At 60.7% G+C, this 25,931-nt stretch carries 23 protein-coding genes; 17 read left to right on the top strand and 6 right to left on the bottom strand.

Annotated features, from left to right (window positions below; genetic code table 11):
• Position 1 precedes the first annotated feature (1 nt).
• Positions 2-2,341 (top strand): transglycosylase domain-containing protein, encoded by a 2,340-nt coding sequence (locus NW858_RS08670; RefSeq protein WP_414520292.1) that lies wholly within the window; start codon positions 2-4, stop codon positions 2,339-2,341.
• A 281-nt stretch (positions 2,342-2,622) separates the two neighbouring features.
• On the opposite strand, the gene holA is transcribed toward NW858_RS08670, so the two are convergent.
• Positions 2,623-3,603 carry a DNA polymerase III subunit delta gene (gene holA, locus NW858_RS08675; RefSeq protein ID WP_414332399.1) on the bottom strand — a complete coding sequence of 327 codons (981 nt, stop codon included), beginning with the start codon at positions 3,601-3,603 and terminating at the stop codon, positions 2,623-2,625.
• Between the two features lie 858 nt (positions 3,604-4,461).
• On the opposite strand from holA, the gene NW858_RS08680 reads away from it, so the two are divergent.
• The 11 genes from NW858_RS08680 to NW858_RS08730 all read left to right on the top strand — a co-directional run bounded on the left by NW858_RS08680 (position 4,462) and on the right by NW858_RS08730 (position 14,425).
• A complete protein-coding gene (locus tag NW858_RS08680) occupies positions 4,462-5,856 on the top strand; it encodes an IctB family putative bicarbonate transporter (protein WP_414520293.1) in 1,395 nt (464 codons plus the stop codon).
• 173 nt (positions 5,857-6,029) lie between these two features.
• Entirely contained in the window at positions 6,030-6,368 is a 339-nt protein-coding gene (locus NW858_RS08685) for a P-II family nitrogen regulator (protein WP_414366262.1), read from the top strand.
• Between the two features lie 133 nt (positions 6,369-6,501).
• Positions 6,502-7,908 (top strand): ammonium transporter, encoded by a 1,407-nt coding sequence (locus NW858_RS08690; protein ID WP_414509367.1) that lies wholly within the window; start codon positions 6,502-6,504, stop codon positions 7,906-7,908.
• 123 nt (positions 7,909-8,031) lie between these two features.
• Positions 8,032-8,739 (top strand): 2-C-methyl-D-erythritol 4-phosphate cytidylyltransferase, encoded by a 708-nt coding sequence (gene ispD / locus NW858_RS08695; protein WP_414520317.1) that lies wholly within the window; start codon positions 8,032-8,034, stop codon positions 8,737-8,739.
• A 115-nt stretch (positions 8,740-8,854) separates the two neighbouring features.
• Positions 8,855-9,661, top strand: coding sequence for a precorrin-4 C(11)-methyltransferase (cobM, locus tag NW858_RS08700; RefSeq protein WP_414520294.1), 807 nt, complete (start codon positions 8,855-8,857; stop codon positions 9,659-9,661).
• Positions 9,662-9,839: 178 nt separating this feature from the next.
• The gene (locus tag NW858_RS08705) at positions 9,840-11,711 is read left to right on the top strand and encodes a tetratricopeptide repeat protein (RefSeq protein WP_414520295.1); all 1,872 of its coding nucleotides are present in this window, start codon (positions 9,840-9,842) and stop codon (positions 11,709-11,711) included.
• Between the two features lie 33 nt (positions 11,712-11,744).
• Positions 11,745-12,974 carry an NAD(P)/FAD-dependent oxidoreductase gene (locus NW858_RS08710; protein ID WP_414520296.1) on the top strand — a complete coding sequence of 410 codons (1,230 nt, stop codon included), beginning with the start codon at positions 11,745-11,747 and terminating at the stop codon, positions 12,972-12,974.
• Positions 12,975-13,123: 149 nt separating this feature from the next.
• On the top strand, positions 13,124-13,612 hold the full coding sequence (gene sufU, locus NW858_RS08715) for a Fe-S cluster assembly sulfur transfer protein SufU (RefSeq protein ID WP_414337875.1): 489 nt from the start codon (positions 13,124-13,126) through the stop codon (positions 13,610-13,612).
• 62 nt (positions 13,613-13,674) lie between these two features.
• Positions 13,675-13,839, top strand: coding sequence for a hypothetical protein (locus NW858_RS08720; RefSeq protein ID WP_414520297.1), 165 nt, complete (start codon positions 13,675-13,677; stop codon positions 13,837-13,839).
• 106 nt (positions 13,840-13,945) lie between these two features.
• A complete protein-coding gene (locus NW858_RS08725; protein WP_414520298.1) occupies positions 13,946-14,152 on the top strand; it encodes a hypothetical protein in 207 nt (68 codons plus the stop codon).
• 39 nt (positions 14,153-14,191) lie between these two features.
• Complete coding sequence (locus NW858_RS08730; RefSeq protein WP_414520299.1) at positions 14,192-14,425, top strand: hypothetical protein; 234 nt, start codon at positions 14,192-14,194, stop codon at positions 14,423-14,425.
• A gap of 129 nt (positions 14,426-14,554) precedes the next feature.
• Here NW858_RS08730 and fba read toward each other — a convergent pair whose 3' ends face one another.
• Positions 14,555-15,634: a class II fructose-bisphosphate aldolase gene (gene fba / locus NW858_RS08735; protein WP_414332418.1), complete on the bottom strand. Its 1,080-nt coding sequence runs from the start codon at positions 15,632-15,634 to the stop codon at positions 14,555-14,557.
• A 409-nt stretch (positions 15,635-16,043) separates the two neighbouring features.
• Between fba and NW858_RS08740 the strand changes: the two genes are divergently transcribed.
• The gene (locus NW858_RS08740) at positions 16,044-16,625 is read left to right on the top strand and encodes a hypothetical protein (RefSeq protein WP_414332420.1); all 582 of its coding nucleotides are present in this window, start codon (positions 16,044-16,046) and stop codon (positions 16,623-16,625) included.
• Positions 16,626-16,672: 47 nt separating this feature from the next.
• Here the strand turns inward: NW858_RS08740 and murI are convergent, their stop codons facing one another.
• Together murI and NW858_RS08750 are read right to left on the bottom strand one after the other, a co-directional pair.
• Positions 16,673-17,539 (bottom strand): glutamate racemase, encoded by an 867-nt coding sequence (gene murI, locus NW858_RS08745; protein WP_414520300.1) that lies wholly within the window; start codon positions 17,537-17,539, stop codon positions 16,673-16,675.
• Between the two features lie 104 nt (positions 17,540-17,643).
• Positions 17,644-19,452, bottom strand: a complete 1,809-nt coding sequence (locus NW858_RS08750; protein ID WP_414520301.1) for an N-acetylmuramoyl-L-alanine amidase — start codon at positions 19,450-19,452, stop codon at positions 17,644-17,646.
• 150 nt (positions 19,453-19,602) lie between these two features.
• Here NW858_RS08750 and NW858_RS08755 point away from each other — a divergent pair, with 150 nt between their 5' ends.
• The 3 genes from NW858_RS08755 to NW858_RS08765 all read left to right on the top strand — a co-directional run bounded on the left by NW858_RS08755 (position 19,603) and on the right by NW858_RS08765 (position 21,965).
• Positions 19,603-20,721: a hypothetical protein gene (locus NW858_RS08755; RefSeq protein WP_414332426.1), complete on the top strand. Its 1,119-nt coding sequence runs from the start codon at positions 19,603-19,605 to the stop codon at positions 20,719-20,721.
• A gap of 220 nt (positions 20,722-20,941) precedes the next feature.
• A complete protein-coding gene (gene cbiT / locus NW858_RS08760) occupies positions 20,942-21,547 on the top strand; it encodes a precorrin-6Y C5,15-methyltransferase subunit CbiT (RefSeq protein ID WP_414332428.1) in 606 nt (201 codons plus the stop codon).
• A gap of 199 nt (positions 21,548-21,746) precedes the next feature.
• Positions 21,747-21,965, top strand: a complete 219-nt coding sequence (locus NW858_RS08765) for a hypothetical protein (protein WP_414337870.1) — start codon at positions 21,747-21,749, stop codon at positions 21,963-21,965.
• A gap of 275 nt (positions 21,966-22,240) precedes the next feature.
• Here NW858_RS08765 and menB read toward each other — a convergent pair whose 3' ends face one another.
• Together menB and cobA are read right to left on the bottom strand one after the other, a co-directional pair.
• On the bottom strand, positions 22,241-23,065 hold the full coding sequence (gene menB / locus NW858_RS08770) for a 1,4-dihydroxy-2-naphthoyl-CoA synthase (RefSeq protein WP_414378485.1): 825 nt from the start codon (positions 23,063-23,065) through the stop codon (positions 22,241-22,243).
• Between the two features lie 49 nt (positions 23,066-23,114).
• Positions 23,115-24,614: a uroporphyrinogen-III C-methyltransferase gene (gene cobA / locus NW858_RS08775; RefSeq protein ID WP_414520302.1), complete on the bottom strand. Its 1,500-nt coding sequence runs from the start codon at positions 24,612-24,614 to the stop codon at positions 23,115-23,117.
• Positions 24,615-24,925: 311 nt separating this feature from the next.
• On the opposite strand from cobA, the gene NW858_RS08780 reads away from it, so the two are divergent.
• Complete coding sequence (locus NW858_RS08780; protein ID WP_414520303.1) at positions 24,926-25,930, top strand: ABC transporter substrate-binding protein; 1,005 nt, start codon at positions 24,926-24,928, stop codon at positions 25,928-25,930.
• Position 25,931 lies beyond the last annotated feature (1 nt).

Genomic DNA, 25,931 nt, shown 5'->3' on the forward strand with positions numbered 1-25,931 from the left:
CATGTCTGCTTCCGAAGACAAAAAGTCGCTGTTGAACACCGTTGTCCACTTCTTCAAAACCCTGGCAATGGGGCGGCCTTTCCCTGCTGGGCCCACTGCCCTCCTCAAGCCCCCCGACCCTCCCCCGCCCAAGCGCCCGGTGCGCCTGCGGATTACTTGGCCGGGAGAAGCTCCCCAGGTGTTTGTCCTGCAGGGATCCGACATTCTGGGTCGCAGCCAGACGGTGGCCACCATCCGCATCCCCGCCCCTGCGGTGAGCCATCTGCACGCCTGCGTTCGCCCGCGTCCGGGTTGGCGTCTGCCCGGCCTGGGGTGGCGGATCCCGTTGCCCCCGATTCTCTACTGGCTGGGGTGGAACGCCGGTCGCTACCAACTGGAAGATCAAGACTCCACCAACGGCGTCTTTCGCCTCAAGCCCTTTGGCGGCGCCGAGCGGGTGCGGCGAGTGATCCTGCGCCATGGCCAGCGACTCAGCCTTGGCCCGCCCCGGGATCCGGAGAGCGTGTTTATTCAAGTGTTGGATCCACCGCCGCCGCAGGTGTACGGGGTGCGCGGCTGCCTGATCCTGATGGCGCTCTTGGGGCTGGGGGCGAGGATTTGGATCGGCCACGAGTGGAGCAAGTTCTCAGTAGAACCGCCGCTCGCCGCCGATCGCAACCCCCTCATCGTCCTGGCCGGGGATCGGCAAACCGAACTGCGCCGCCACCAGGGGGATACCTACCGGGAGCTGCCCAACCTAGAGGCCTTCGGCCCGATTCTGCCCAAGGTGGTGGTGGCCGCCGAAGATCACCGCTTCTACTCCCACTTCGGGGTCGATCTGCTGGGCATTGGCCGCGCCTTTTGGGTCAACCTGCGCTCCGGAGAGGTGCAGCAGGGGGGCAGCTCCATCAGCCAGCAACTGGCCCGCACCGTGTTGCGCGACTACACCGGCTCAGGCAACACCTTTGGCCGCAAGCTGCGGGAGGCCGTCGCCGCCCTCAAGCTGGAACGGCGCTACAGCAAAGACGAAATCCTCACCCTCTACCTCAACAACGTCTACCTGGGCAACGGCATCTACGGCTTTGAGACCGCCGCCCAGTTCTACTTCGGGATCCCCAGCCGCCAGCTCAGCCTTTCCGAAGCCGCCACCCTGGCCGCCATCCTGCCCGCTCCCAATGCCTTTAACCCCGTCGCCAACTACGATGCCGCCGTGCGGGGCCGGGATCGGGTGTTGGATCGCCTCAGCGAGCTCCAAGTCTTCCCAGAAGAGGAGATTCGGCGGGCCCGGCGCAGCCGCCTCACCCTCAACCCCAATCTGCGCTCCCAGACCTCGACGGTTGCCCCTTACTTCTACAGCACCGTCTTCCAGGAGCTGCGGCAGCTTCTGGGCCAAGACCTCTCGGCAGAGGGCAACTTCATCATCGAGACCACACTGCATTTGCCCTACCAGCGGCTGGCGGAGCAGGCCCTGGCCCAAACGGTGCGCGAGGCGGGCTCCCGCCTGGGCTTCAGTCAGGGTGCCCTGGTCAGCCTCGACAGCCGCAACGGCGAGATCTTAGCTCTCGTGGGCGGGATCGACTACAACGCCAGCCCCTTCAACCGGGCTACCCAAGCCCAACGGCAGCCGGGATCCACCTTCAAAGTCTTCACCTACGCCGCCGCCCTCAGCCAGGGGATCCCGCTTTCGCAGGTGCTCTCCTGTGAGCCGCTTACTTGGGGCAACCTCACCTTTCAGGGCTGCCGCTCGGGAAGTGCCCCCATGGACTTGGCCCGCGGCTTGATCCTCTCCGAAAACGTAATCGCCCTGCGGTTGGCCCAACAGGTGGGGCTGGAGCAGGTGGTGGCCATGGCGCGGCAAATGGGGATCCAATCCCCCTTGCAGCCCTATCCTTCCCTGGTACTCGGCACGATGGAGGTGAACCTGCTGGAGCTGACCGCGGCCTTTGCTCCTTTGGCCAATCGCGGCCTTTGGTCCAGGCCCCACACCATCCGCCGCATCCTGGATAGCAGCGATTGCGCCAACCCCGACGACTTTCGCACCTGCCGCGAGATCTACCCAGGCCGCGAGGATCCCCGCTCGCAGCGGCTGGTTTTGTCGGCAAGCGTCGCCCAGCAGATGACCGCCGTATTGCAAGGCGTGATCCGCTCCGGCACCGGCACTGCCGCTCGCCTTGGGATCGGAGAAGCGGGCAAAACCGGCACCACCACCGCCAACAAGGATCTGCTCTTTATCGGCTACACACCCAACCCGCCTCTGGTAACCGGCATTTGGCTGGGCAATGATGACTCCAGCCCAACGCGAGGGAGTAGCGGCATCGCCGCTCAAACTTGGGGAAGTTACATGAGGCAAGTCATTCAATAGCTCGCCAAAGCCAATCAGACAACTCCACATCCCGACAACTCGACAAATAGACGCTTTGCCTCCCTCACCCCCAGCCCTCACCCCCGGCCCCTCTCCCAGAGGGAGAGGGGAGTTAGAGCGGCGCGTCCGCGACAGCGTTGCGGAGCAATAACGACGTGGAGAAACGTTTCATTGCTATTTGAAATGGCTATAAGCTGGAAAAGGCTGTAACCTAAGCCGATTAAGTCTTCGGGCTGTTGTCAGAACTGTCTCTGAAGTCCGAGTAACAGAAACGGGGAAGATCAGCAGGATTTGCGGAGAATGGTCGCGATCTGGATTAGGGCTTCTTGAAACACCTCTCGCTCTGGCTGACCTTGCTTGAGCTGGTATTCCAGTTGCAAAAGTTGCTGCATTGCCTTCAGCAGAGCTGCGCTTTCCAGGGATCCCACCTCTTTCTGTAAAAAGTAAACTCGGTTGGGGTTGGCGATCTCTGCTTTTTGGGCGATGACTTTGGGATCCCGTTCTCCCTCCTCCAGCAGCAGCCGTACCCACAGCCAGGTGCGGAATTGGCCCACCAACACTGCCAGGATCTTCAGGGCCGGCTCGTTGTGATCCAGCAGATGGGCCAGGATGGGCAGGGCCTGATCCAAGTTGCCCTGGCGCAGGGCGGCCGCCAGTTGAAAGCTGTTGTAGGCGCTGGCGGGAACCAAGGCCTCGATTTGCTCAGGGGAGATGGGATCCTCTTGAGCGGCTGTAAACAGAGCCAGCTTTTCCAATTCCATCGCCAAGCGGCGGGAGTCGTTGCCCACCGCCTCGGCCAACTTCTGGGCTGCCGCCGGGCTGAGCTTGAGATGCCGTTGCCGGGCTTCGCTGTATACCTGTCTAAGAATGCCCTCTTCATCCCAGGGAGGCAGTTGGGGAAACTCGCGGACGATGGCCACTTTCTTGAGGATTTTGGTGGATTTGAGGCGTCCGTCCGGCTTGCTGCTGCTGGTTAACAGCAAATGTGTCGTGGGGGGCAACTGGGCCAGGGTGCGCTCCACTGCTTCCCACAGCTCTTCCGGGCAATGTTGGGTGAGTGTCGTCTCCTCCAGCCAAACCAGGCGGGCGTTGGATCCCAGGGGCGGCGTCATGGCCTGGCTGAGGCCGACAAGCGTCGATTCCGGTGGCAGGCGATCGTAATTAAAAGCAGCCCAATCGGGATCCAGCACTTGATCCCGCAACTGCTGCACCGCCTGCATCAGCCGATAGGTGTCATCTCCCCAGTAAAGGTAGACGGGCATAATACCCTAGCCCCCTCATCAACGCTCTGGCTGGATCCCTGGCCAACCTGTTTGATTGAGGCGGCTGCAGATCCCAGCAAGTTGCTCAGCCTCCGCAGAGCCGCCACTGCAACTGGTCTCCAGCCCTTTTCCGTGGTTTCTCTAGGCGTTATTTTACGTAAATCAACGCGCATGCTCCCGCCCTTTGTCCGGGATCCCCCAGAAAAAACCGGGCCAGGTTCAAGCCTCTTCCCTCTCTCTGAAAAAAGGTGCCAGCTTTGCATGATCTTTGATTTGGCCCTAGCTTGGCAAATTCTGTGTTCCCACTGAAGAAAGATCATCAATCTTCTCCTAGATTGAGCTTAGGGATAGGCATCGGGAGGGGGTCGCGAACGATGGACACCATTGGCGAACTGGAGTTCAAGGTACAGGTTCTGGCTCGCTGCCTGGGGTCTGCTTTGGGTTTAGGCCGTCCTACCCGTGTTCAGATTCATTATTGCGATCCTCAAACCTTGAATGCAGACAAATCGGGATCGGTGATTTCTCCTTTCGATTCCCAAGAAGTTAAGGGATCTCAGTTTCGCCCGTTGGCCTCGGTTGCCTAAGTGATGTTTCGAGCTTGGTCTCGACAAAGCTATCAAAATCTCTGGATACCTCTCGGCCAAAAAGAGACGGGTGGGCAGTTTAATGGGGGGATAATTCCCCCCAAAGTTGTTTCGTCTTGGGCTGCCTCTAAAACAACCAGTCCTGAAGCCAAGCCCAGGAAGAAAAGATTAGCCTTCTAGAAAGGGGATCCCTCTTGCCTTCCCGCCCTTGCTCCTGTCCGCTGGGGATATAAACTCGGAAGATGAGCTGAAGCCTAGGGTGTTGGAAGGAGTCATGCAACGAGCAACGCAAGCATGGCGCGGCCTGCTGCTGCGGGATTTCTCTATCGAGTCCTGGTGGCAGGGCAGCCTTTTGAGCCGAGTGTCGGGATCCCTGCGGCAGTGGGGCAAAAGCAGCCGGCTCGTCCAAACCTTGGATTGGATCGGTTTGGGCCTGGTGCTGCTCTACTGGTTTTTTTCGGCCCAAAGCTCCACCGGCATCCTAGGTCTGATTTTGCTGGCTATGGCGGCGCTTGTGGTCTTGGGCTGGCTGGTGGAAACCCCGAATTGGCTGCCCGTCCATCTGCCCCTAGGCCTGTTTTGGGGCATAGCCACCCTGGCCACAATCCTGTCGCCGGTTCCCTATGCAGCGCGGGACGGCTGGCTGAAGTTGACGCTCTACCTGGCCGGCTATCTGCTGCTGCAGCGTCTGCTTCGCCAACTGCAGTTCCGGGATTGGATCGTCGGATCCCTGCTCTTGGTCAGCTTGGGGATGGGGGTCTATGGCCTGCGGCAATACTTTTACGGGGCTGCCGAGCTAGCCACCTGGGTGGATCCGGAATCGGGCTTGGCAGGCCTGACGCGGGTGTACAGCTTTCTGCGCAACCCCAATTTGTATGGGGGCTACCTGGTTCCGCTCCTCCCTCTGGGGCTGGCTGCCATTTGCATCTGGCCGGGCTGGGGGATCAAGCTCTTGGTTGGGTTTACAACTGCCGTCAACTTCATCTGCCTGGTGCTGACCTACAGCCGCGGCGCCTGGATTGGCGGCCTAGCAGCGCTGGGAATGATGGCGGTGCTGCTGGCGCAATGGCAAACCCCCCACTTGCCAGCCCGTTGGCGACGTTGGACGCTGCCGGCTCTGTTGGGAGGGGGGGCAGCCACGTTGTTGCTTGCGATCGTAACAGTACGCCCCCTGCGGCTGCGGGCTCAGAGCCTCTTTTGGGGACGGCTGGACACCAGCAACAATTTTCGCCTCAACGTCTGGGCCGCCGCGCTGGACATGATCCGCGACTTTCCCATCTTGGGGATCGGCCCCGGCAATGTCGCCTTCAACCGCGTCTATCCCCTCTACCAGCGGGGCAACTTCAGCGCCCTTGGGGCCTACTCGGTGCCGCTGCAACTCGCCGTGGAGACAGGCTTCATCGGATCCCTGGCTTTTGCCTGGTTTTTGCTGGTGCTCTGGGATCACGGCTGGAGAGGCTGGAACACTTTGCTCAGCTCCCGGGATCCCGAGGGCCTGTGGGTGGCAGCAGGCTTAGCGGCTTGCACCGGCATGATGGCCCACGGCCTAGTGGATACCATCTGGTACCGTCCCCAGGTACAAATGCTGTGGTGGCTGGCGGTGGCCCTCGTCACAGCCAGTCTGGGTTCTCCTCGATCCTCAACGGCCGCTGAAAGACCCAGCTCGTGAGATGCCGGCGCGGACTTCTTAGAGTGGCCCGGGCTTGGCCTTCTGGTCTTGACGAGAGCAAATCTAGAGTGGTAAGCATTCTCAGTAGAGGAACGAAAATGTATCTAGATTTACAATTTGCAGGTTTTAGTAGTGTTAGAAATTAGCGGGATTGTTGGGGATATGGGAGGCCAATGAAAAAGATCGAGGCTATAATTCGGCCCTTCAAGCTGGATGAGGTGAAAATTGCCCTGGTCAATGCCGGCATCGTCGGCATGACAGTGAGCGAAGTGCGGGGTTTTGGTCGGCAAAAAGGACAAACCGAGCGCTATCGGGGATCCGAGTACACGGTAGAGTTCCTGCAAAAGCTGAAGGTGGAGATCGTGGTCGAAGACGACCTGGTGGACACGGTTGTGGAGAAGCTGATCGCGGCGGCTCGCACCGGCGAAATCGGGGACGGCAAGATTTTCATCAGCCCTGTCGAGAAAACCATTCGCATCCGTACCGGCGAACTCAACCAAGACGCCCTGTAAAGCAGGGAAGGTCTTGGAGCCTGGGTAGCTCGATCCGGGTCCCAGGCTGGCTTGCAGTGGGCAAATGAGGGATCTTTGCCCTATCTACTAGTGCGTTGTGAAAAGTACCGTCACTTTAGGTAAGTCGAAAAGCATGTCTACAACGATGATCCAAAAGCATAAGAACCCGCTACCTCAGCGGCTTGGGCGACTGGCCAAGTGGAGTCTAACTGCTGCTCTGACGATTTCGCTGGTTTTCCTATTGGGCCAGGGGAGTGCCTTCGCCCAGGACGCGGAAGTCGTACAGGAACATGCTGACATTGTCTGGACGCTGGTGGGGGCAGCCTTGGTGTTCTTCATGCAGGCGGGGTTCGCCATGGTGGAGACGGGCTTTACCCGCGCCAAAAATGCCGCCAACATCATGATGAAAAACCTGATGGACTTTTGCATGGGCTGTTGCGCCTTTTGGTTCATCGGGTTTGGCCTGATGTTTGGAGAAAATACTGGCTTCTTTGGCAGGAGCTGGTTTGCTTTCAGTTGGCAGCAAGCCCACGAAGCAGGGGATTGGCCCTTCACCTTCTTTGTCTTCCAGATGGTGTTTGCCGCCACCGCTGCCACCATTGTTTCCGGGGCCATGGCGGAGCGCACCAAGTTCGTGGCCTACCTCATCTACTCTGTCGTCATCTCTGGGCTGATCTACCCCATCTCGGGGGGCTGGGCCTGGAATGGTCTCTTCGGCGACTACAACGGTGGCACTAGCGGCTGGCTGGAAAATCTGGGCTTCATCGACTTTGCCGGTTCGGGCGTAGTGCATTTGGTGGGGGGCGCTTCCGCCTTGGCCGGGGCCATGGTGCTTGGCCCTCGCATCGGCAAGTACGGCCCCAACGGCGAGCCGCGGGCGATTCCCGGCCACAACCTGCCCCTGGGGATGCTGGGAGTGTTTATCCTCACCTTGGGTTGGATTGGGTTCAACGCCGGCTCGACCACAGCCGCCAGCCCCGATATCGGCTGGATTGCCATGAACACGCTGCTGGCAGCTTCGGCAGGGGCCATTGGGGCGATGATCACCTGCTGGGCGCATTTTGGCAAGCCGGATATGACCTTTGCCGCCAACGGGGTGCTGGGCGGCTTGGTAGGGATCACCGCTCCTTGCAACACTGTCCACCCTCTGGGAGCTTTGATCATCGGTTCGGTGGCCGGGATCCTGGTGGTCATCTCGGCGGTGATTCTGGATACGGTGCTGAAGATTGACGACCCGGTGGGCGCCGTTTCGGTACACGGCACCTGCGGTATTTGGGGGGTGTTGGCAGCCGGGATCCCTTGGTTTGCCCACGCCGATTCAGGGGTGACCTGGGCGCAATTTGGGGTACAAGTTGTGGGCGCTCTAGCCTATTTCTTCTGGCCTTTCCTCACCTGCTTGATCCTGTTTTTGATCCTCAAGGCAACCGTTGGCCTGCGCACCAGTGCCGAAGAGGAGCTGGCCGGCTTGGATGTGGGCGAGCATGGTAACGTGGCCTACCCGGATTTTGTGATTGCTTCTGCCGAGTTGGACCAACCTTGAGGCGGCACCCCGGCTCTGAGGGGGATCCAGCGGCACCAATCGCCACTGTCAACGATGAGGAGGGCCAAGCCTGGCCCTCCCTGGCTGTAAACTGGGATGCGGTTGGATGCACTTTTGGATCCCATGCACCTGTTGATCCCGGCGGCTGGCAGTGGCAAGCGAATGGGGGCGGCGGTCAACAAGCTGTTGTTGCCGCTTTTGGGCCAGCCCATCTTGGCTTGGACGTTGCGGGCGGCAGATCGGGCGCATTCCATCGAGTGGATTGGCATTCTCTCCCAACCCGGCGACTGGCCAGCCATGGAGCGGATCCTGGCGTCCATCGAGCTGTCCACGCCGGTGCAGCTTCTGCAAGGAGGGGTGACGCGGCAGGAGTCAGTTTACAGGGGGGTGGAGTATCTCTATGGGCTGGGAACGGTGGAGCGGGTGCTGATTCACGATGGAGCTCGCTGCTTGGCCACCCCTGAATTGTTCGATCGCTGCAGCGCCGCTCTGGAGCAGGTGGACGGCTTGATTGCGGCGATCCCTGTCAAGGATACGATCAAAGTCACCGAGACCGGCCCCAAGGGGATCCAAATCCAATCGACACCGGAGCGCAGCCGGCTGTGGGCAGCTCAGACACCGCAGGGGTTTCGCCTGTCGCTCTTGTGGCAAGCCCATCGGGAGGCGCTGGCCCAGGGGTGGCAGGTAACCGATGACGCAGCCCTGTTCGAGAAGCTGGGTTGGTCGGTCTATATCGTGGAAGGTGAGGAGTCTAACCTGAAGTTAACCACCCCCTGGGATCTGGTGCTGGCCGAGCAAATTCTACAGCAGCGCCTCGAGCTGGCGCGTTAGCCTAATCCCTTACTCTCTGTCGCCCTCACCCCCAACCCCTCTCCCAAAAGGAGAGGGGAGTTTTGGGGGATCGGCTGCTGTTAGGATGCAGGCTGCTGGGGCGAGAGGAGAGCAGATGAGCGAGGAGACTTCGTCCTACTGGCCTGTGCACATTGTCGGCGCCGGCCCCGGGGATCCCGAGCTGATTACCCTGCGGGGCCAGAGAGCGCTCGCGGAAGCAGATGTAGTATTCTACACAGGCTCTTTGGTGCCGGAGGGGCTGCTGACCCATTGTCGCCCTGGGGTGGAGGCCATCGATACACGCGCTTTCACCTTGGAAACGCTGCTGCCCCAGATGGTGGAGCGGGTCAAGGCAGGGCTGCGGGTGGTGCGGCTGCAGGATGGGGATCCGTCTCTTTACGGTGCTCTGCACGAGTTGCTGATTCGGCTGGCGGAGGCCGGGATCCCCTTTGAGATCGTGCCGGGGGTGAGCGCCTTTCAACTGGCAGCCGCCCGTCTGCAGGTGGAGCTAACGGTGCCGGAGCTGGTGCAGACGATTATCCTCACCCGCGCCAGTGGCCGGACGCGTGTGCCGGCAGCGGAAGCCCTGGCCAGCCTGGCGGCTCACCGCGCCTCTCTGTGTCTCTACCTGAGCGCCCGCCATGTGGAACAAGCCCAGGCGGATCTAATGACCCACTATCCTGCCGATACCCCTGTGGCCATTTGCTACCGTCTGGGCTGGCCGGACGAGCGGATCTGGCTGGGATCCCTGGCGGAGATGGCGGCCCTCACCCGGCAAGCCAGCCTGGAACGCACCGTGCTCTACCTCATCAGTCCCGCCCTACGGGGCTTGGCAGGAGCCGGCTCGGCCCGCTCGCGGCTCTACAGCCCTGACCACGCCCACCTCTTCCGCCCCAAAATTGGCCGGCGGGCCCATTTGTAACAGACTCTTTCAGTATATTGACGGATGACGGCAGGCTGAACATAATGACGATGAGGCAGCAAGATGAGGTCAAATACTTTGGCTTCTGGCTGCAGGGCGCCCATCTTTGCCAAAAGAAGTGGATCCCTTTTGGGGTTGTTGCAAGACTTTTTTTCTCCCTCTTTCTAGCCTTATGCTTATGGATGACTCATCTGCTGCTCGCAGCGCGGCAACCCTGATCAAGACTTTGCAGAAGGCCCTTGCTCCCCTGCCAAGCCGTTCGGCGCTGAAACAAGATGTCCTTTACCTGATGGTGGAGCTCCCACAGCAGGGACTGTTCAGCCGCTCTATGGTGTTGCAGCGGGTTGCCGACCAATTGGAAGGCGCGCCGGTGCAGGGAGTCAGCCAACTGGTGGTGTACGGTCGGCTGCAGGGAGAAACACAGCCGCAGTGGAAAAAAGTCTTCTATTTGTCTTCTGGGAAAAGCGGTGCCGACGCCACGCAGATTGTATTGCCGGACGCCAAGATTTCCGAGATCAAGGTGCTGGATGCCCAAAAACCTGTTGTGGATCCCGATGGCAGCTCTGATTTTCGCAAAGTTAAAACTCTAGAGGCGCCGGTTCCCAAAACCCAGAAAGAGCGACGCTCAGAGCCTGACCCAAGTCAGTCTCCTGCTGCTCATGCCTCTGCACAGGCCCAAGCTGGGATCCCGACCTCTCCGCCCACGACTGCCCCTGCTCGCCCCAGTTCTCCCATCAGCCTTCCGGTCAACGTTCAGGCGCTTGGCCAGCAGTTGCACCAACCTACCCTACGACCCTTCCTGGGGGGAGCCCTGGCTTTGTCTCTCCTGCTGGGGGCCGGGTTGGTGGTGCATTCTTTCCGGCAGCCCGACGTCCCTGCCCGGGCCAGATCGCTGGGAGTAGGGATCCCTCTGTTGCTCCTGGCTGCAGGGGGGGGCTGGCTGGGGTGGAAAGGCCGGCGTGCTGTCAACACCTTTAAGCGAGAGGGATCCTCTGATCCTTTGGCAGAAGGTTTGTCCTTTTTACAGGCCAATCAAGTTCCTGAGGCAGTGGAGCGGTTTCAGGAGGCCCTGTCCCTCACCCAGGGATCTGCTCAAGTTGAGATCCATAGCCTGCTCGGCCAAGCCTGGGCCGAGAAAGGCAACTGGGCAGAAGCCTTGGCCCAGCAACAAAAGGCCCTTGAGTTGGATCCCCACTTCAGCCAGGCCCACCTCCGTATTGCTCAAATTCGCCTCAAGTTGGGGCAATGGGACGAGGCGATCGATTCCTGTTGGTCTGCTTTGGAATTGAACGATCGCCTGGGCCTGGCCCACCACCTGATGGGGCAAGCGCTGATGCGCAAGGGCCAGTTGAAAGCGGCAATAGCAGCTTTTCAAACCGCCCTCAATCTCGATCTGGATCCCGAATTAGCCGCTGCTGTGCGGGTGGATCTGGGCTTGGCCATGGTTCATGCGGGGCGTCTGGCCCAGGCTGGCCAAGAGTTCAGCCAGGTGCTCCTCTCCGGCAGCTCCTCCAAGCTCCAGCAGGGCCGCGCCTACTACGGGCTAGGCTTGGTCTTAGCGGCCCAGGAGCAGCACAACGAAGCCATCAAGAGCTACCAGCGAGCCCTGGGGCTGGTGCCCAACTTGCCTGAGGCGGTTGCTGCCATCGGCTTGTCCTATTTGGGTCAAAAACACCGCGACGCCTCCGGGCGCAAGTTTGTCTGGCCCCAGCAGGTGCAAGAGGCTGTGCAACAGTTTGAACAAGCGTTAAGAGAAGACCCAGATTTGCCCGAAGCCCACTTTGGCCTGGGAGAAGTGGCTCGTATCAAGGGGGATCTGAGCTCAGCGTTGGCCAGCTATCAACGGGCGATGCGCAGCAACGGCAGCTACGGCATGGCCCACTACCGCCTGGGATCCGTCTTGGCCCGCCAAGGCAAGCTGGGGCAGGCCATCGATCACTTTCGCTCGGCTTTGGAAATTTCTCCCAACTTCCCCGAAGCCAGAGGGAGCCTGCAGCGGCTTCTCTCCAAGCAGATGGAAGAGGTGCATACCGACCTACTGCCCGTGTAAAGATGGGAGCTGATCGACGCTGAGGGATCCCGGTTGCCGCCCGACAAGGTGCGCGCCCGCCTGCGAGAGGTTGCCGCTCCAGCCATGAAGGGAGCCCTGCCCACAGTGGTCTTGGCCGGATGTGGCTATGGGGCCATCGACGCCTTGCGGGCCCTCAAAGGGCAAGCGCGGGTGATCGCCATCAATCCCCACCCCTACATCGTCAACTCGGGCATGTCCACGCGGCTGCTGAGCGGTCGGTTTTCCCTGGATCTGGTGCGGATCCCGCTGCTGGAGCACGTTCAAGCCAATGGTGCCCAGTTTCTGCCGGGACGAGTAACCCACATGCAGCCGCAGGCGCAAACCCTGACCCTGGAAGGCGCAGGCGGGATCCAAACCCTTGCCTACGATTACCTGTTGGTGAATGTGGGGCGGGAGCTGCGTCCCATCGACGGGATGCAACATGCCTTCGCCATTCGACCGGCGGAGCAACTGGTGGCCGCCCAAACCCGGATCCGGCAGTGCTGGCAGCGGGCGGCCCAGGGAGATCCGACGCCGGGCCTGCTGACCTTTGTGGTGGTGGGGGGAGGTTGCACCGGCACAGAGCTGATAGGAGAGCTGTACGACCTCTGCCGCGAGATGAGCGCAGCAACGGGGATCCCTTTGGCGCGGGCCCGCCTGCTCCTGATCCATGGCCAGGCCCATCTGGTCGAGGGCTTCTCAGAACGCTTCCGCCAGGAGGTGGAAAGGGAGATCCGCCGCTTGGGGGTAGAGATCTGGGCGGAGCGCCGGGTAAAAGCCTTCGGGCCACAGCAAGTTTGGCTAGAGGATGGCAGCGAGCTGGTGGCCCAGACCCGCCTATGGGCGGGTGGGTTGCAGGCGCCCGCCTGGCTGAGAAGCTGCGGCCTGCCGCTGGGGCCGACGGGATCCCTGCTGGTGGATGAGTGCCTGCGGGTGCAGGGGGCAGAGCGCATCTTGGCCTTAGGGGACTGCGCCGACTTTGTCTGGGGATCCCGGCTCTTGCCCAAGATCGGCGTGTACGCGGTGCGCCAGGGGCCGATTGCAGCACAAAACCTGCTGCGGCTCATCCGCGGCCAACCCCTGCTTCCCTACCGACCCCAGGCCACTGTGTTTGTCTGCGTTACGATGGGAAACCGGGTTGCCGTCGCCGAGAAGGGCAGGTGGGTCTGGCGCGGCTACCTGGCCACGCTGCTGAAAAACCTGTTCGATTGGCTCTACATGCGCCAACGCAAGCCCGTGCGCTGGCAGGCGTTTTTCTACTAAATCTCTACAGAGAACGGGGTTAAGATTAAGTTACAGATTGGCCGGAATGGGCTAGCTTCCTCGGCTTCTCGATCTCGACCCTATCGCCCTTCAACCCTCAAAAGCTCTTGACGCTCTCCGGCCCAAGCAGCGACCAAGCGGGAACAACAATGCCTCTCGATAACCTGCGCGGACTCTATCAGCAAGTCATTCTGGAGCGGTACAAAAAGCCCCGCAACTTCGGCAAAGTGGATCCGGTTCATCGCCACCAACGCGGCCACAACCCTTCCTGTGGCGACACCATCGACCTCACCTTGCAACTGGATCCGGATCAAGAGCGAATTGTCGATGTCAAGTTCGAGGGCGAAGGCTGCGCTATTGCCCTGGCCTCTGCCGATCTCATGGCTGACGCCGTGCGGGGGCGCACCATCCCCGAAGCGTTGCAGTTGGTGGATCACTTCCAAGCCATGATGCGCGGCGGCGCTGAGTTTCCGCGGGAGCAGCGGGCCTTGAACGCCATGAAGGGAGTTGCCCAATTTCCGGTGCGCATCAAGTGCGCCAACCTGGCCTGGCATGCCCTCAAACACGCGCTGGAATCGCCCGAACCCAGTGGATCCCCGGACAACCCAGGTTTTGTGAGCAACGAAAACACCGACTAGGTTTCGCCCTCTGGGGGCAACGTAGGGGATCCCTGTTATCCAGGAAACTCCGAGGATCAGGGATGCCAGGGTGCCTCTTTGGCTCGTCTGGGAGCCAATGGCCTCAGCAGCAAGCCCTTCAACGCCGCCACTCTGGCCGCCGCAATCGCGGCTCTGCTGAGCTGGGATCCCTGAACCTGCCCCCCCAGATCCGTAGGATCCCCGCCGCTATCCGCCAAATGGCGTAGAAAAATCCTATAAATCGCGTACGTAGATCCTCGGTGTTTTACGTTTTTTTACGGATATCCAGGCTATAATGGGAACGTGAACGTTGGAAATACGGAGGAAACGCAGATGCAAGCTGGTGTCGATCTAACGCTAGACTACCGTACTTACCGCATAGCGGCCCTGTTGAGCGAGAGCTTTTCTTTGGGAGCACTGCTGGGAGTATCCCTCAAGTGGCAGGGTGAGGCCTCTTCTGAGGACGAGCCGCGGGCCGGAGTTTCCCGCCTCTCGCTGGAGCAGATTGAGCAGCGCTATCTCGTTCCTCGGCGCAAGTAACCGGGACTCTCGAAGCAACTCTCTCAAACGGAAACGACCATGAATACCTCTCTCGATTTTCTCCCTGTTGCTCCGGCCCCTAGTATCGCAGAAGTCGTGGAGCAAGTTTTCCGCAGCGGCCTTCTCAGTTGGCATCAAGAAAACCTCATCAACGAGCTGCTCTTTCAGCGGCGCTACTCTGAGGCCGACCTGGAAATGCTGGATCGCCTGACTTTGGCGTTGCTAAATCGGCAAATCGAAGTGGAAAAAAGTTTTGTAGCAAAAGCTGCCTGACCGCCAAAACGCATCAAGTTCCTCCAAAGCAACAGGGGATCCTCTGCGGATCCCCTTACCTGTCGATTGAGCTAGAGTCTCCTCAGCAAACGCCGAGGAGTTCTGGGCTGCAGCGGCCGGGTGTGAGGGCTAGACCGCGACGGTCTTCTTCACCTGAGCTGCCAAAGCGCCAGAAGCATACTTGGCTGCCATCTCATCCAAGGTAACCACCGGAACCTTGGTGCCATGGCCGGCACAGCCGAAGGCGATGTAGCGCTCAGCGCACACTTTTTGCATTTCCTTAATAGAAGGCTTGAGGAAAGAGCGGGGATCAAAGTCTTTCGGATTTTCGGCCAGGGCGCGGCGCACGGCAGCCGTGATGGCCAGGCGGTTGTCGGTGTCGATGTTGACTTTGCGCACCCCGTTTTGGATGCCCCGCTGAATTTCTTCCAGCGGCACGCCGTAGGTCTCGGGGATGGAGCCGCCGTACTGGTTGATGATGTCGATCAACTCCTTGGGCACCGAGGAGGAACCGTGCATCACCAGGTGGGTGTTAGGCAGGCGGCGGTGGATCTCGGCGATGCGCTCCATGTCGAGAATGTCGCCGGTGGGCTTGCGGGAGAACTTATAGGCGCCGTGGCTGGTGCCAATGGCTACAGCCAGCGCATCCACCTGAGTTCGCTCCACAAAGTCCACCGCTTGGTCGGGGTCGGTGAGCAGTTGGTCGTGGCTGAGGGCCCCTTCAGCACCGTGACCATCTTCTGCTTCGCCACGGCCTGTCTCCAGGGATCCCAGGCAGCCCAGTTCCCCTTCCACGCTCACCCCAATTGCGTGGGCCACTTTCACCACTTCGGAGGTAACGGCCACGTTGTACTCGTAGCTGGCCGGCGTTTTGGCATCTTCTTTGAGGGAGCCATCCATCATGACGCTGGTGAAGCCGTTGCGGATGGCAGAGTAGCAGGTGGCGGGGCTGTTGCCGTGGTCTTGGTGCATGGCGACGGGAATGTGGGGGTAGGTCTCCACCGCCGCCAGGATCAGGTGGCGCAAAAAGTGCTCGCCCGCATACTTGCGTGCCCCTCGAGAGGCTTGCAGGATGACCGGACTGTTGGTTTCATGGGCAGCTTGCATGATCGCTTGGATCTGCTCCATGTTGTTGACGTTGAAAGCCGGAATGCCGTAGCCGTGTTCGGCGGCATGATCCAGCAGCGTCCGCATTGCAACGAGAGCCATCGGTTACCTCCTGAGGTGCTGACCTAATGCGTATAAGGTTTGCTTACCGTTGATCTTAAGATACTTTTTACGTTTTGGCGGATAAGCCGCCGGCGATCTGCGTATCTTGCCGAGGGATCTTTGCAACCATTGGCCGTGAGGCTCGCGCTCAGACGCAACAGGCCCACCAACCTCTCCAGATACAGTAGGAAAGGGCCGGGAGGGCAAGACTTTTCCCATCGAGGAAGGCTCTGCCCCTGCCTGACCATGTGTTCATATCGTTTCTGCATTGGTTGTCCGGAGGAATGAGAAGGTGCATTGCAATCCGCGGCCGGTCTTGGGCGCCAACCGAGGGAAGGCTCTATCCTGTGGGGGTAAACAACTGCCCTTGTCTCAAGGGAGAGGACTCCGACCCGCTAAGGCGATTGGTTTGGCCATAGCCTGCTGGGCGGCAGCGGGTCTTCGCTTGGCCGCTTGGGGGATCCCTGGGCAATCTCCGGATCAGGTGGCCGCCTGGGTGAGGGAGAATCCCGTGCTGCGGCCCCGTCCGGGCGAAACCCTGAACATCAACCGCGTGGAGCCGGATGGATCCCGGTTTACCTTTTTGGCCTCGGTGGCTCCGCCAGGACGGATCATCAACCCGCTGGATCGGGAGACGATTCGCTCGGAGCGCATGACCTTCTTTCGCCCACAAGGGCTGACGGCGGAAGATCTCTTTCAGGCAATTCGCGAGGTCTATGGGCCAGAGATTGCCGCCGATTTGGATCGGGCGGTGGAGGTGATCCGCTACCCGTCCCCAGAGGCCCTGGCGAATACTCCCGGCTATACCCTGGCCTTGGCCATTCAAGGCGTGGTGCTGCGGGGAAACCAATTCGTCTATTGGCTGGAGCTGACGCAAAACCCCGATGGCCGCGTGCAGCAAGGCCAGGTGTGGGTGTTTCAAGAGGAATGGCTGCCCAAGGTAGAAGGGGAGTTGGCGGAGCGCTTCCCCCTGCAGGTGATGACCCGTTGAGAACAAAGAGCCTGGTGCTCCCAGTCCTGAAGAGAAGGAGCGCCTGTTCAGGGGCGGCGGGAGCTGTTGACATCCAAGGCCGGCCATTCCACCCGTTCCACCTGGGGCCGAAAGCCCAGCCAAGGAGTGGCCAAGCGGGCAAATCGCTCTGGATCCCCGCTCACGCAGAAACGGTAGGGTTCCTCCTGGGCGGCGGCCGAGGGGCAGCGCAAGCCCCATAAGCTCAGTTCGCGGGCCAGGGATCGCACCAGCGCCACGCCGGGATCCACCCGTTTGACGGCTGGGGGCAGCAGGGATTTCAAGAGGGGATCCAGCAGCGGGTAGTGGGTGCAGCCGTAGACGAGGGTATCGATCCCCTGTTGCAACAGGGGCTGCAGGTAGCGTTCGGCCGCTTGCCGCAGGGCGGGGCCGTCCAACTGGCCGGCTTCGATGAGGGGGACGAACTCCGGGCAGGCCTGCTCCCAGCACTGGACAGGTTGGGGAAAACGCCTGCGATCCAGGGCGCTGTACTCCTGAATGGCCCTGGAGTAGGCGCGGCTTTTAACGGTGGCCGCCGTGGCGATCACCCCAATGCGGGATCCCTGAGACAAGGCCGCCTGGGCGCCCGGCAGGATCAGCCCCAGAATGGGCAAGGCGAACTCCTGCCGCACGTGTTCTAGGGCCAAAGCTGAGCTGGTATTGCAGGCCATCACCACCAGCTTCACCGGCTGCGCCTGCATCCACGTCAGAATTTGCCGCACAAAGGTCAAGATCTCCTCTGGGGAGCGTTCCCCATAGGGCAGCCGCGCCGTATCGGCAAAGTAGAGGAGCCGTTCCTGGGGGAGGCGGCGGCGCAAGGCTCGCCAAACCGTCAGCCCGCCCAAGCCACTGTCAAACACCCCAATTGGCCAACCGGGATCCGGATCCCAACGCATGCTCCGTTCTCCTCAACACCTTGGCTAAGCTGCTGTATCCTACCCTGCCTCTGAGGCTGTCGGCATCGCTTTCTGGCCCTCTCCCTGGGATCGGCTGCAGGACCTTAGCGGCTGCGCAGAAAGGCCTCAATGCCCTCGGCAATGGCCCGCGCCAAAATAGCCTGGTATTCGGCAGTAGCCAATTTTCGCCCTTCGGTTGGGTTGGTTACATAGCCCAACTCCAGCAGCACGGAAGGCATACCCACGGGCGTTTCCCGCACCATGAAAAAGCGGGCCCGTCGCACCCCCCGGTCGGCAGCGCCGGTGGCCCTCACCAAGCTGCGGTGCAGGATGGTGGCCAGCTCGGCGCTATCGGGCCGCAGGTAGTAGGTCTCGATGCCGTGGATGCCGGAGCGATCCAGGGCGTTGGCATGGATGCTCACCAATAGGGTAGCGTTGGCCTGAACGGCCATATCCACCCGCGGCTGCAGCAGCACTTCCCGGTCGTCGGTGCGAGTCATCACCACTCCATAGCCCCGCTCTTGCAGCAGTTGTCGTACCTGGAGGGAAACGGAGAGGACGATGTCCTTCTCCTGGATCCCATCCACTCCGATGGCGCCGGGATCCCGTCCGCCGTGTCCCGGATCGACGGCGATGACCGTCCGGCCCTGGGGTGGAGGAGGGGAAGCTTGGGCAGACGGTTGCCGCTGAGGTGTTGGCGGCGGGGCGTTGAGAGGCCGCAGCTCCAAGGTAATGCGGCGGGATCCCTGGCCGGGGTGGGGCTCAAACACATTGAACTCTTCGGCAGGTTGCACCAGAATGCTGACCGTGCGGGCATCTTCTTGCACAAAGCGGATCCGCTCCACCGGCCCCCCAACCGGCAAGCCGGGATCTGGCAAAGACTGGGGCAGGCGAGCCGGCGCCACGTTGATGCGGTAGCCGCCGCTTTCCGGATCCCAGCCGGCCCGGTAAAACAGGAACCCATCGGCGCTGATGATGAGCTGATTGCCCTGCAGCTCCACCGAGCGCAAGGTAGCCAGCGGCCCTTGGGGATCGCCCTGGCTGACCTCAGGCAAAAGGCTGGCCTGGTCAGCGCCACCGGCGGGCTGGATCCAGATCCCGCCCTGCTGCGGGTCGTAGCGGGCTTCCCAATCGCCACTCGAAGGATCCACATCCAACACCACCCGAGCAATCGTGGGCTCAAACTGCCCGATGCGCAGCCGCAAAACCCCCAGACGGTTGACGATGTAGGCTCGTTGGGTGAGGGCGGGGCTGAGGGTGGTGTTGAGAAAATCCACCACCACCCGATCCGGATCGAGGATGCGCCGCACCGTGGTGGCGGGGCTGCCCTGGGTGCGGATGAAAAAACCCTCCGCCTGCGGGGATACCCCCAAGATCTGATGGTCGGCACGGGAGGGAGCGGGGCTGCGGGGAGGGGGCGCAGGATCGCGGGGGCCAGGGGGAAACAGCGGGGCGGCAGGCGAGGGTTGGCCGGCCTGGAGGAATTGAACAGCCCAGCGGGAGGGGCCGGCGGTGAGCAGTTGCAGTTGGTTGAGTCTGAGAGGCTGATCCGGCTGCAGATACAGCACAAAGCGGGTGATGGTCTCTGTGAGCTGGCTGATCTGCAGGGAGGCAACACGGCCTGGGAAAGTCTGGGTTTGGGGATCCCGTCCATAGCGGGTGTTGGGAAAATCCAGAACAACCCGCGGCGGATTCTGGAGCACAAACAGGAAAGGCCGCACCTCGCCCTGGGTGTTGACTTCCAGCCGTCCCTGCTGCGGATCGTAGTACCAACGGTCGATGTGAGATAGACCTGGAGCCGTGGTTGCCTGAGCCCGGACAGGTTGAGGGAGAAACACGCCTGCTCCGGTTAAGCTCAACAGCAGCATCGCCCCCCATATCTGCCTTGACCCTGGCTTGTCCAATTCGGGCATGACCCTCCATCCACTCCGCACACCTGCTGCCCTCAACTATACCAACCTCCCCCGGGAGCGGCCTGAGAGGGAGCGCAATTTCGCTCTTGCTGGCGGGGTTGGGGGATGATGGGTTCGCTCCTTATTTTTGATTTTTGGAGGTATCCTGGGATGCCCAGCCCACCGGATCCCCTCACCCTAGCGCGAGCTGGGGACAGCCAATCGATTGTGCGGGTTGTGCGGCTGGAGCTGCTGCGGCGACGCTGGCCCGGACGGGTGAACTTTGCCGATGAAACCCTGCACATCCACCTCACCGGATCCCTGCCCCAACAGCCATCTCTGCTCGTTGCCCAACTGTTTTTGATGGTGCAGCAACTGCGGATCCCGCGGCTGAAGCAAGTGGAAATTTGTGCTTACCGCGGCTCCCAATTGCTCTGGCAGCGCAGCCTCAAGTTGGGATCCCAGCAGCGTTGGGATCGCTTTTCTTTCGATAGCTGGGCGGTCAATATCTGGGCTTATCCGGTTGCATTTGCAGTGGCCCTGCTGGTAAACAACGTTGGCTTGTTGCAGGTGTTGCATTTGCCTTTACACATCTGGATTCACGAGTTTGGCCATGCCACCATTGCCTGGTGGAGCGGACATCCAGCTTTGCCCTTACCCTTTGGCTGGACCAGTATCAGCTCAAAAGAGGATCCCTTTGTATACTTTGGGATCCTTTTTTTGCTGGCTTTGCTGTTCCGGTCAGCCCGCAAGGAACGGATCCGATGGCTGCAGGCGTTGGCTATTTTTCTGGCCTTGTTGCAGTTTTATATGACTTGGCTGCTGCCCAATCGTACCAAAGAGCTGCTGATTACCTTTGGCGGCGTTGGCGGTGAGTTTTATCTCAGCACCTTTTTAATAGCCAGCTTTTATCTTCGCTTGCCGGATCGTTGGCGATGGGATTTTTGGCGATTCATAGTGTTGGGAATTGCAGCCAGCAGCCTATGGAAAAGCTTTTGGCAGTGGCACACTATCCAATTGGGCCTGAACCAGATCCCTTGGGGAACTCTGTTTGGCGGGCAAGGAGATGCCAGTGGGGATATGAACCGCCTAAACTACGAGTTTGGCTGGAGTACCGATCGAATTATCCAAACCTACACTTTTTTGGGAAATTTGTGTGCCTTAGTCGTATTGAGCCTCTATGTCATATTCCTGTTGCGGGCAAACGATGAGATTTGGCTCTACCTGCGAGCAAGGCTCATCCTTTGGATGAATGGTTTGGGACACTTCGGCTCAGGCAAATGTCCTTAACAGCTTTTTCCAGCGTTATCTACTCCAGCCAAGGGAGCTACATCCCTCACCCCCAGCCCCTCTCCCAGAGGGAGAGGGGAGATCGACATAACGAGCCGTTTCATGGCTCTTGGAAATGGCCAGAACTTGATCGGATCCAGAAGGTGTTTTCAGACCGGCGATGGTCTGTCGAGCATTCGCTCTATGCTGAGGGATAGATGCACAGCAGCGGTGCCTTGCAATGTCAACCCCTTTCCCTTGGCCCTACCGCACCCCAGGGATCCCGGATTCTGCCTTTGAACGCATTCCAGGGATCCCGATGAGCCCTCGCGAGGTGCGCGTGTTGGTGCTGAGCCAGTTGCGCCTGGGAGAGAACCACTGCTTGTGGGATATTGGCGCCGGAACGGGCACGATTGCCATTGAAGCGGCTGTTCTGTGCCCCAAGGCTCGCGTGATCGCCATCGAGCGAGACGCAGAGGTGGTCAGCTTGATCGAGAGCAATTGTGAGAAATTTGGCCTCACCAACGTGCAAGTGATTCAAGGTACTGCCCCCGATTGTTTGCAACACCTTTCTCCTGCACCGGATCGCATCTGCATTGAGGGAGGCCATCCCCTACGGGAGATCCTGGAAGCCTGCTGGAGCCATCTCAATCCCAACGGACGGATCGTGGCGACAACCAACTCTTTGGATGGGCTCTACGGCCTCTCCGCCGGTCTGGCTGCTGTGCGGGCTCATCATGTGGAGGTCATTCAATCGGCGGTGAACCGTCTGGAACACCGCGGTCGGACTCAAATGTTGCTGCCGCTGGATCCCACTTTTGTTTTAAGCGGAGAAAAAATGAGCTAAGTTTTATATAACCTGTTTACATTTTTTGGTAAATCTTTTCTCAAAGCGACAGACAAAATTAGATAGGTTCATCTCAGCTATCCTGAACCAGTAAGAAGGATGGGCCCATTCCAAACCTTAAGCTATGCCAATATTTCTCGAACTCAAACTCAAATCTGCTCTTATACCAGATTAAGAGAGCTGGGAAACCCCAATGGCTATGGACCAATTCCAACACCCCTTTCAGGAGTCACGGGAAGTCAAGCTGCGGCAACTGTTGATTCGAGAGCGCTGGCCGGAAATGCTGAAGGGCTGCCGGGCTTGCATCCATTGGGACGACTTCAAGCGACCGGAATGCTGTGGTGACTGCGGCATTGGGGATCGGCGCAGACAAGAGATAGCCAGAGAGAGCCCGCCCAGCAAATCCTCAGGAACTTAGGGATCCCAGCCGCTGTTGTGGCTTGTAGTAACGAGCGCCTCTCCCAGGATAGCTATGTCGTGGATCCCTAGAAAGACCCTCTTGGACTACCCCTCAGGAGCCCATCCCAGGCCATCTCAACAGCAGCACCGGGATCTCTGTAAAGCTTTATACCCAAAATTCAGCGACAGGGTCGGAGACAACCCTCAAACCCTGATTTTTCCGCTGACCTGGTCAATCTTTTGCTGGATCTCGGCGGTCGCTTCCCTGCGGGGAAGTGGAATTCATGGAAAGAACTAGGGCCGCCAGGGAAACTGGCGAAAGTTGGGAGGGCGCTTCTCCAAGAAGGCGCGTTTGCCCTCGGCAGCTTCCTCGGTCATGTAGTACAGCAGCGTCGCGTCCCCGGCCAGCTCCTGCAGCCCCATCTGGCCGTCGCAATCGGCGTTGAAAGCTGCTTTGAGGCAGCGGATGGCCAGGGGGCTGTGCTGGAGGATCTCCCGCGCCCAGCGGATCCCTTCTGCCTCTAGTTCCTCCACGGGCACCACTGCATTGACCAGGCCCATCTCCAACGCCTGTGCGGCTGTGTACTGGCGGCAGAGAAACCAGATTTCGCGCGCTTTTTTTTGCCCCACCACCCGTGCCAGGTAGCTGGCCCCAAAGCCGCCGTCGAAGCTGCCCACCCGAGGCCCGGTCTGGCCAAAGATGGCGTTGTCGGCGGCAATGGTCAGATCGCAGATGAGATGCAAAACATGGCCCCCACCGATGGCGTAGCCGGCCACTAGGGCAATCACCACCTTGGGCAAGGAGCGGATGATGCGCTGCAGATCCAGCACATTGAGGCGTGGGATCCCGGCCTCGTCCAGGTAGCCGGCCTCTCCCCGCACGCTCTGATCCCCGCCGGCACAAAAGGCATATTTTCCATCCGTATGCGGCCCGGCGCCCGTCAAGAGCACGACTCCAATATTGGGATCCTCCCGCGCATCCAGAAAGGCGTCGATCATCTCGGCAACCGTCTTGGGGCGGAAGGCATTGCGTTTGTGGGGCCGGTTGAGGGTGATCTTGGCGATGCCGTCGGTTTTTTCGTAGAGGATGTCTTCGTAGAGCTTGGCCGTCTGCCACATGGTGTCTTGGGGGTTCCTTTTCTTTGCCAATCCCTGCCCATTATCCGCGCTAACCGTCTGCCTGAACGAGGGATCCCAACAGCCCTTCCAGGGTGTACTCCTGCGCCTCAACATCCACCCGCCCCAAGATCTGCTTGCAGGTTGCTGCCGTTTTGGGGCCGATGGCGGCAATCTGCACCGGCGGATCCCAGACTTCAGGGCCTAGCCCCGCCTGGCGCAGGAGATGGGCAAAATGCTGCACGGTTTTGGAGCTGGCAAAGGTGAGGATATCCACCTGGCGCTCTTTGAGGGCCTCGAGCACTTGGGGATCCGCTGCTGCCGGACAGGCCGACTGGTAGGCCGCCACCTCCACCACCTCGGCTCCGCGTTGCCGCAGCCCCTGCACCAGCTCCTCCCGTCCTCCGGATTCGACGCGGGGAAAGAGGATGCGCTGCCCCTGCACTGGCTCCGGCCAAATGGGCAGCAGGGCCTCGGCCACAAACTCAGAGGGCAGCAAATCTGGGCGGATGCCGTACTGGGCCAGTACCGCCGCCGTTTTGGATCCCACCACTGCCACCCGCACAGGGTGGAGCGCCCGGCTGTCTCGCCCCTGCTGCTGCAACCGCTCGAAAAAAGCCTGCACGCCGTTGGCCGAAGTCAGCAGCAGCCAATCGAATTTCTCCAGGTCGGCAATGGCTGCGTCCAAGGGATCCCAGCTTGTAGGCGGCTGGATGACCAGGGCGGGCATTTCCAGCACCCGCGCCCCCTGAGCCTGCAGCAGCTCGCGCCAAGCCGGCGACTGCCCCTCGGAACGGGTGACCAGCACCGTTTTGCCTGCCAAAGGAGCCGGTGGCGGTAACGGTGGGATCCCTGGCAAAAACTCCTGCCGCAGCCGCACCACCTCGCCCACCACCAGCAGGCCAGGCAGCTTTTCTGGCTCCAACCCTTCCCCCTGTTGCAGCTCTGCCAGGGTGCCCACCCAAACCTGCTGCTCCGCCTGCCCCGCCCCCCAGATCACGGCGGCGGCACGCTCCGGCGGGATCCCGGCTGCCACCAACTGGGCCGCAATCTGCTGCCGCTGCCGGGATCCCATCAAGATCACCAACGTATCCAACTGGGCCAGAGCGCCCCAGGGCAGGGGCTCCAGCTCATGGGCGGTCAGCACGGCAAAGGCGCGGCTCAAGTGCTTATCGGTCAGAGGGATCCCTGCCCACAAAGGGCCGGCCAGAGCCGACGACAGACCTGGCCAGATCTCAAACGGGCAGCCCGCCTCCCGCAGGGCCTGCACCTCCTCGCGGGCACGGCCAAAGATCAAGGGATCCCCCGCCTTGAGGTGAACCACCTGCTTCCCTTCCCGGCAGCGCTGGATGAGCCAGCGGATGCCCTCCTGCAAGCTCGCTGCTTCGGAACGTCGCCACACCTGCGCCTGGGGGGGCAACTCCGCCAACAAGCGCTCGTCCACCAGCTCATCCACCCAAACGGCCTCAGCCCGCCGCAAGATCTCCAGCGCCCCTTGCGTCAGGCCGTCCCGCCCACCCAGCCCCGCCCCCACCAGATACACCTTGCCCATGCCGCACCCCTTCTCTTGCCCTCTACCTGTTGATCCTGCCGCAAAAGCGGGATCCCGCTCCCTTTGCAACTGTAGTCATTTCAAATAGCAACGAAGCGTTTCTCTACGTCGTCATTGACGTCGTTATTGCTCCGCAACGCTGTCGCGAACGCGCCGCTCTAACTCCCCTCTCCCTCTGGGAGAGGGGCCGGGGGTGAGGGATGGGAGAGGAGAGATACCGACATCCGGCTAGGGGCTATTTGGGCCAAGCTGAGGCAAAAACCACCTGCTTGCGAGATACTGAAAGCGTTGCAGTCTGAGGATCCCTGCCCATGGCTAGTGTGACCGCAGAGCTCTGGCCCCGACGGCGCTTTCTAGCCAGTGGAGCTGCTCTAGTGACAGCAGCAGCGGGATCCCGCCGCTCCAGATCCCGGCCCCTGCGCCTGGTGACCAACTGGTATGCTCAGGCGGAGCATGGCGGCTTCTACCAGGCCCTGGCCCTGGGTATCTACGCCGACTACGGCCTGCAGGTGGAAATCCGCATGGGGGGAACGGCGGTCAACGTGTTGCAACTGCTGGCTGGAGGAGCAGCGGACTTTGTCCTCGGCGGCAGCCCCGACGCCCTGGCGGCCTTGCAATCAGGGATCCCCGTGCTCACCGTGGCCGCCTTTTTCCAGAAGGATCCCCAGTGTCTTTTGGTCCATCCGGGCGTGGGCATCGAGCGCCTGGAAGACTTGCGGGGCAAGCCCATCTGGGTCTCTCCAGGAGCCAACCTCACCTACTGGCCTTTCTTGCGGGCCAAGTTCGGCTTCAGCGACGAGCAAAAGCGCCCCTACAACCTCAGCCTCGCCCCCTTCCTGCTGGACAAATCCTCTGCCCAGCAGGGCTATGTCACCTCCGAGCCCTTCCGCGTGCGCCAGGAGGGCGGCTTTGATCCTGTTGTCTTCCTGCTGGCCGACTACGGCTATTCCCCTTATGCCACCACGCTGGAGACCACCCGCCCCTTTGCCGAACAGCACCCGGAGGAGGTGCGAAAATTTGTGGCCGCCTCTATCCAGGGCTGGCAGAGCTACCTGGAGGATCCCCGCCCCGGCAACCGCCTCATCCGCCAAGACAACCCCAACATGAGCGAGGCCCTTCTGGCCTACGCCCACCAAGCCCTAAAAGACTACGGCCTCCTCACTGCCGGCGACGCGGCCACCCTGGGGATCGGTGCCATGACCCACCAGCGCTGGCAGACCTATTTTCAGGAAATGGTGGCCCTGGGAATTGTCGAAGCTGGCCTGAATGCCCGCCAAGCCTACAGCCTCGACTTTCTCCCCGCTCCCGCCGCCTGAG

It is taken from the genome of Synechococcus sp. H55.10 (assembly GCF_047502715.1).
Taxonomy (GTDB): domain Bacteria; phylum Cyanobacteriota; class Cyanobacteriia; order Thermostichales; family Thermostichaceae; genus Thermostichus.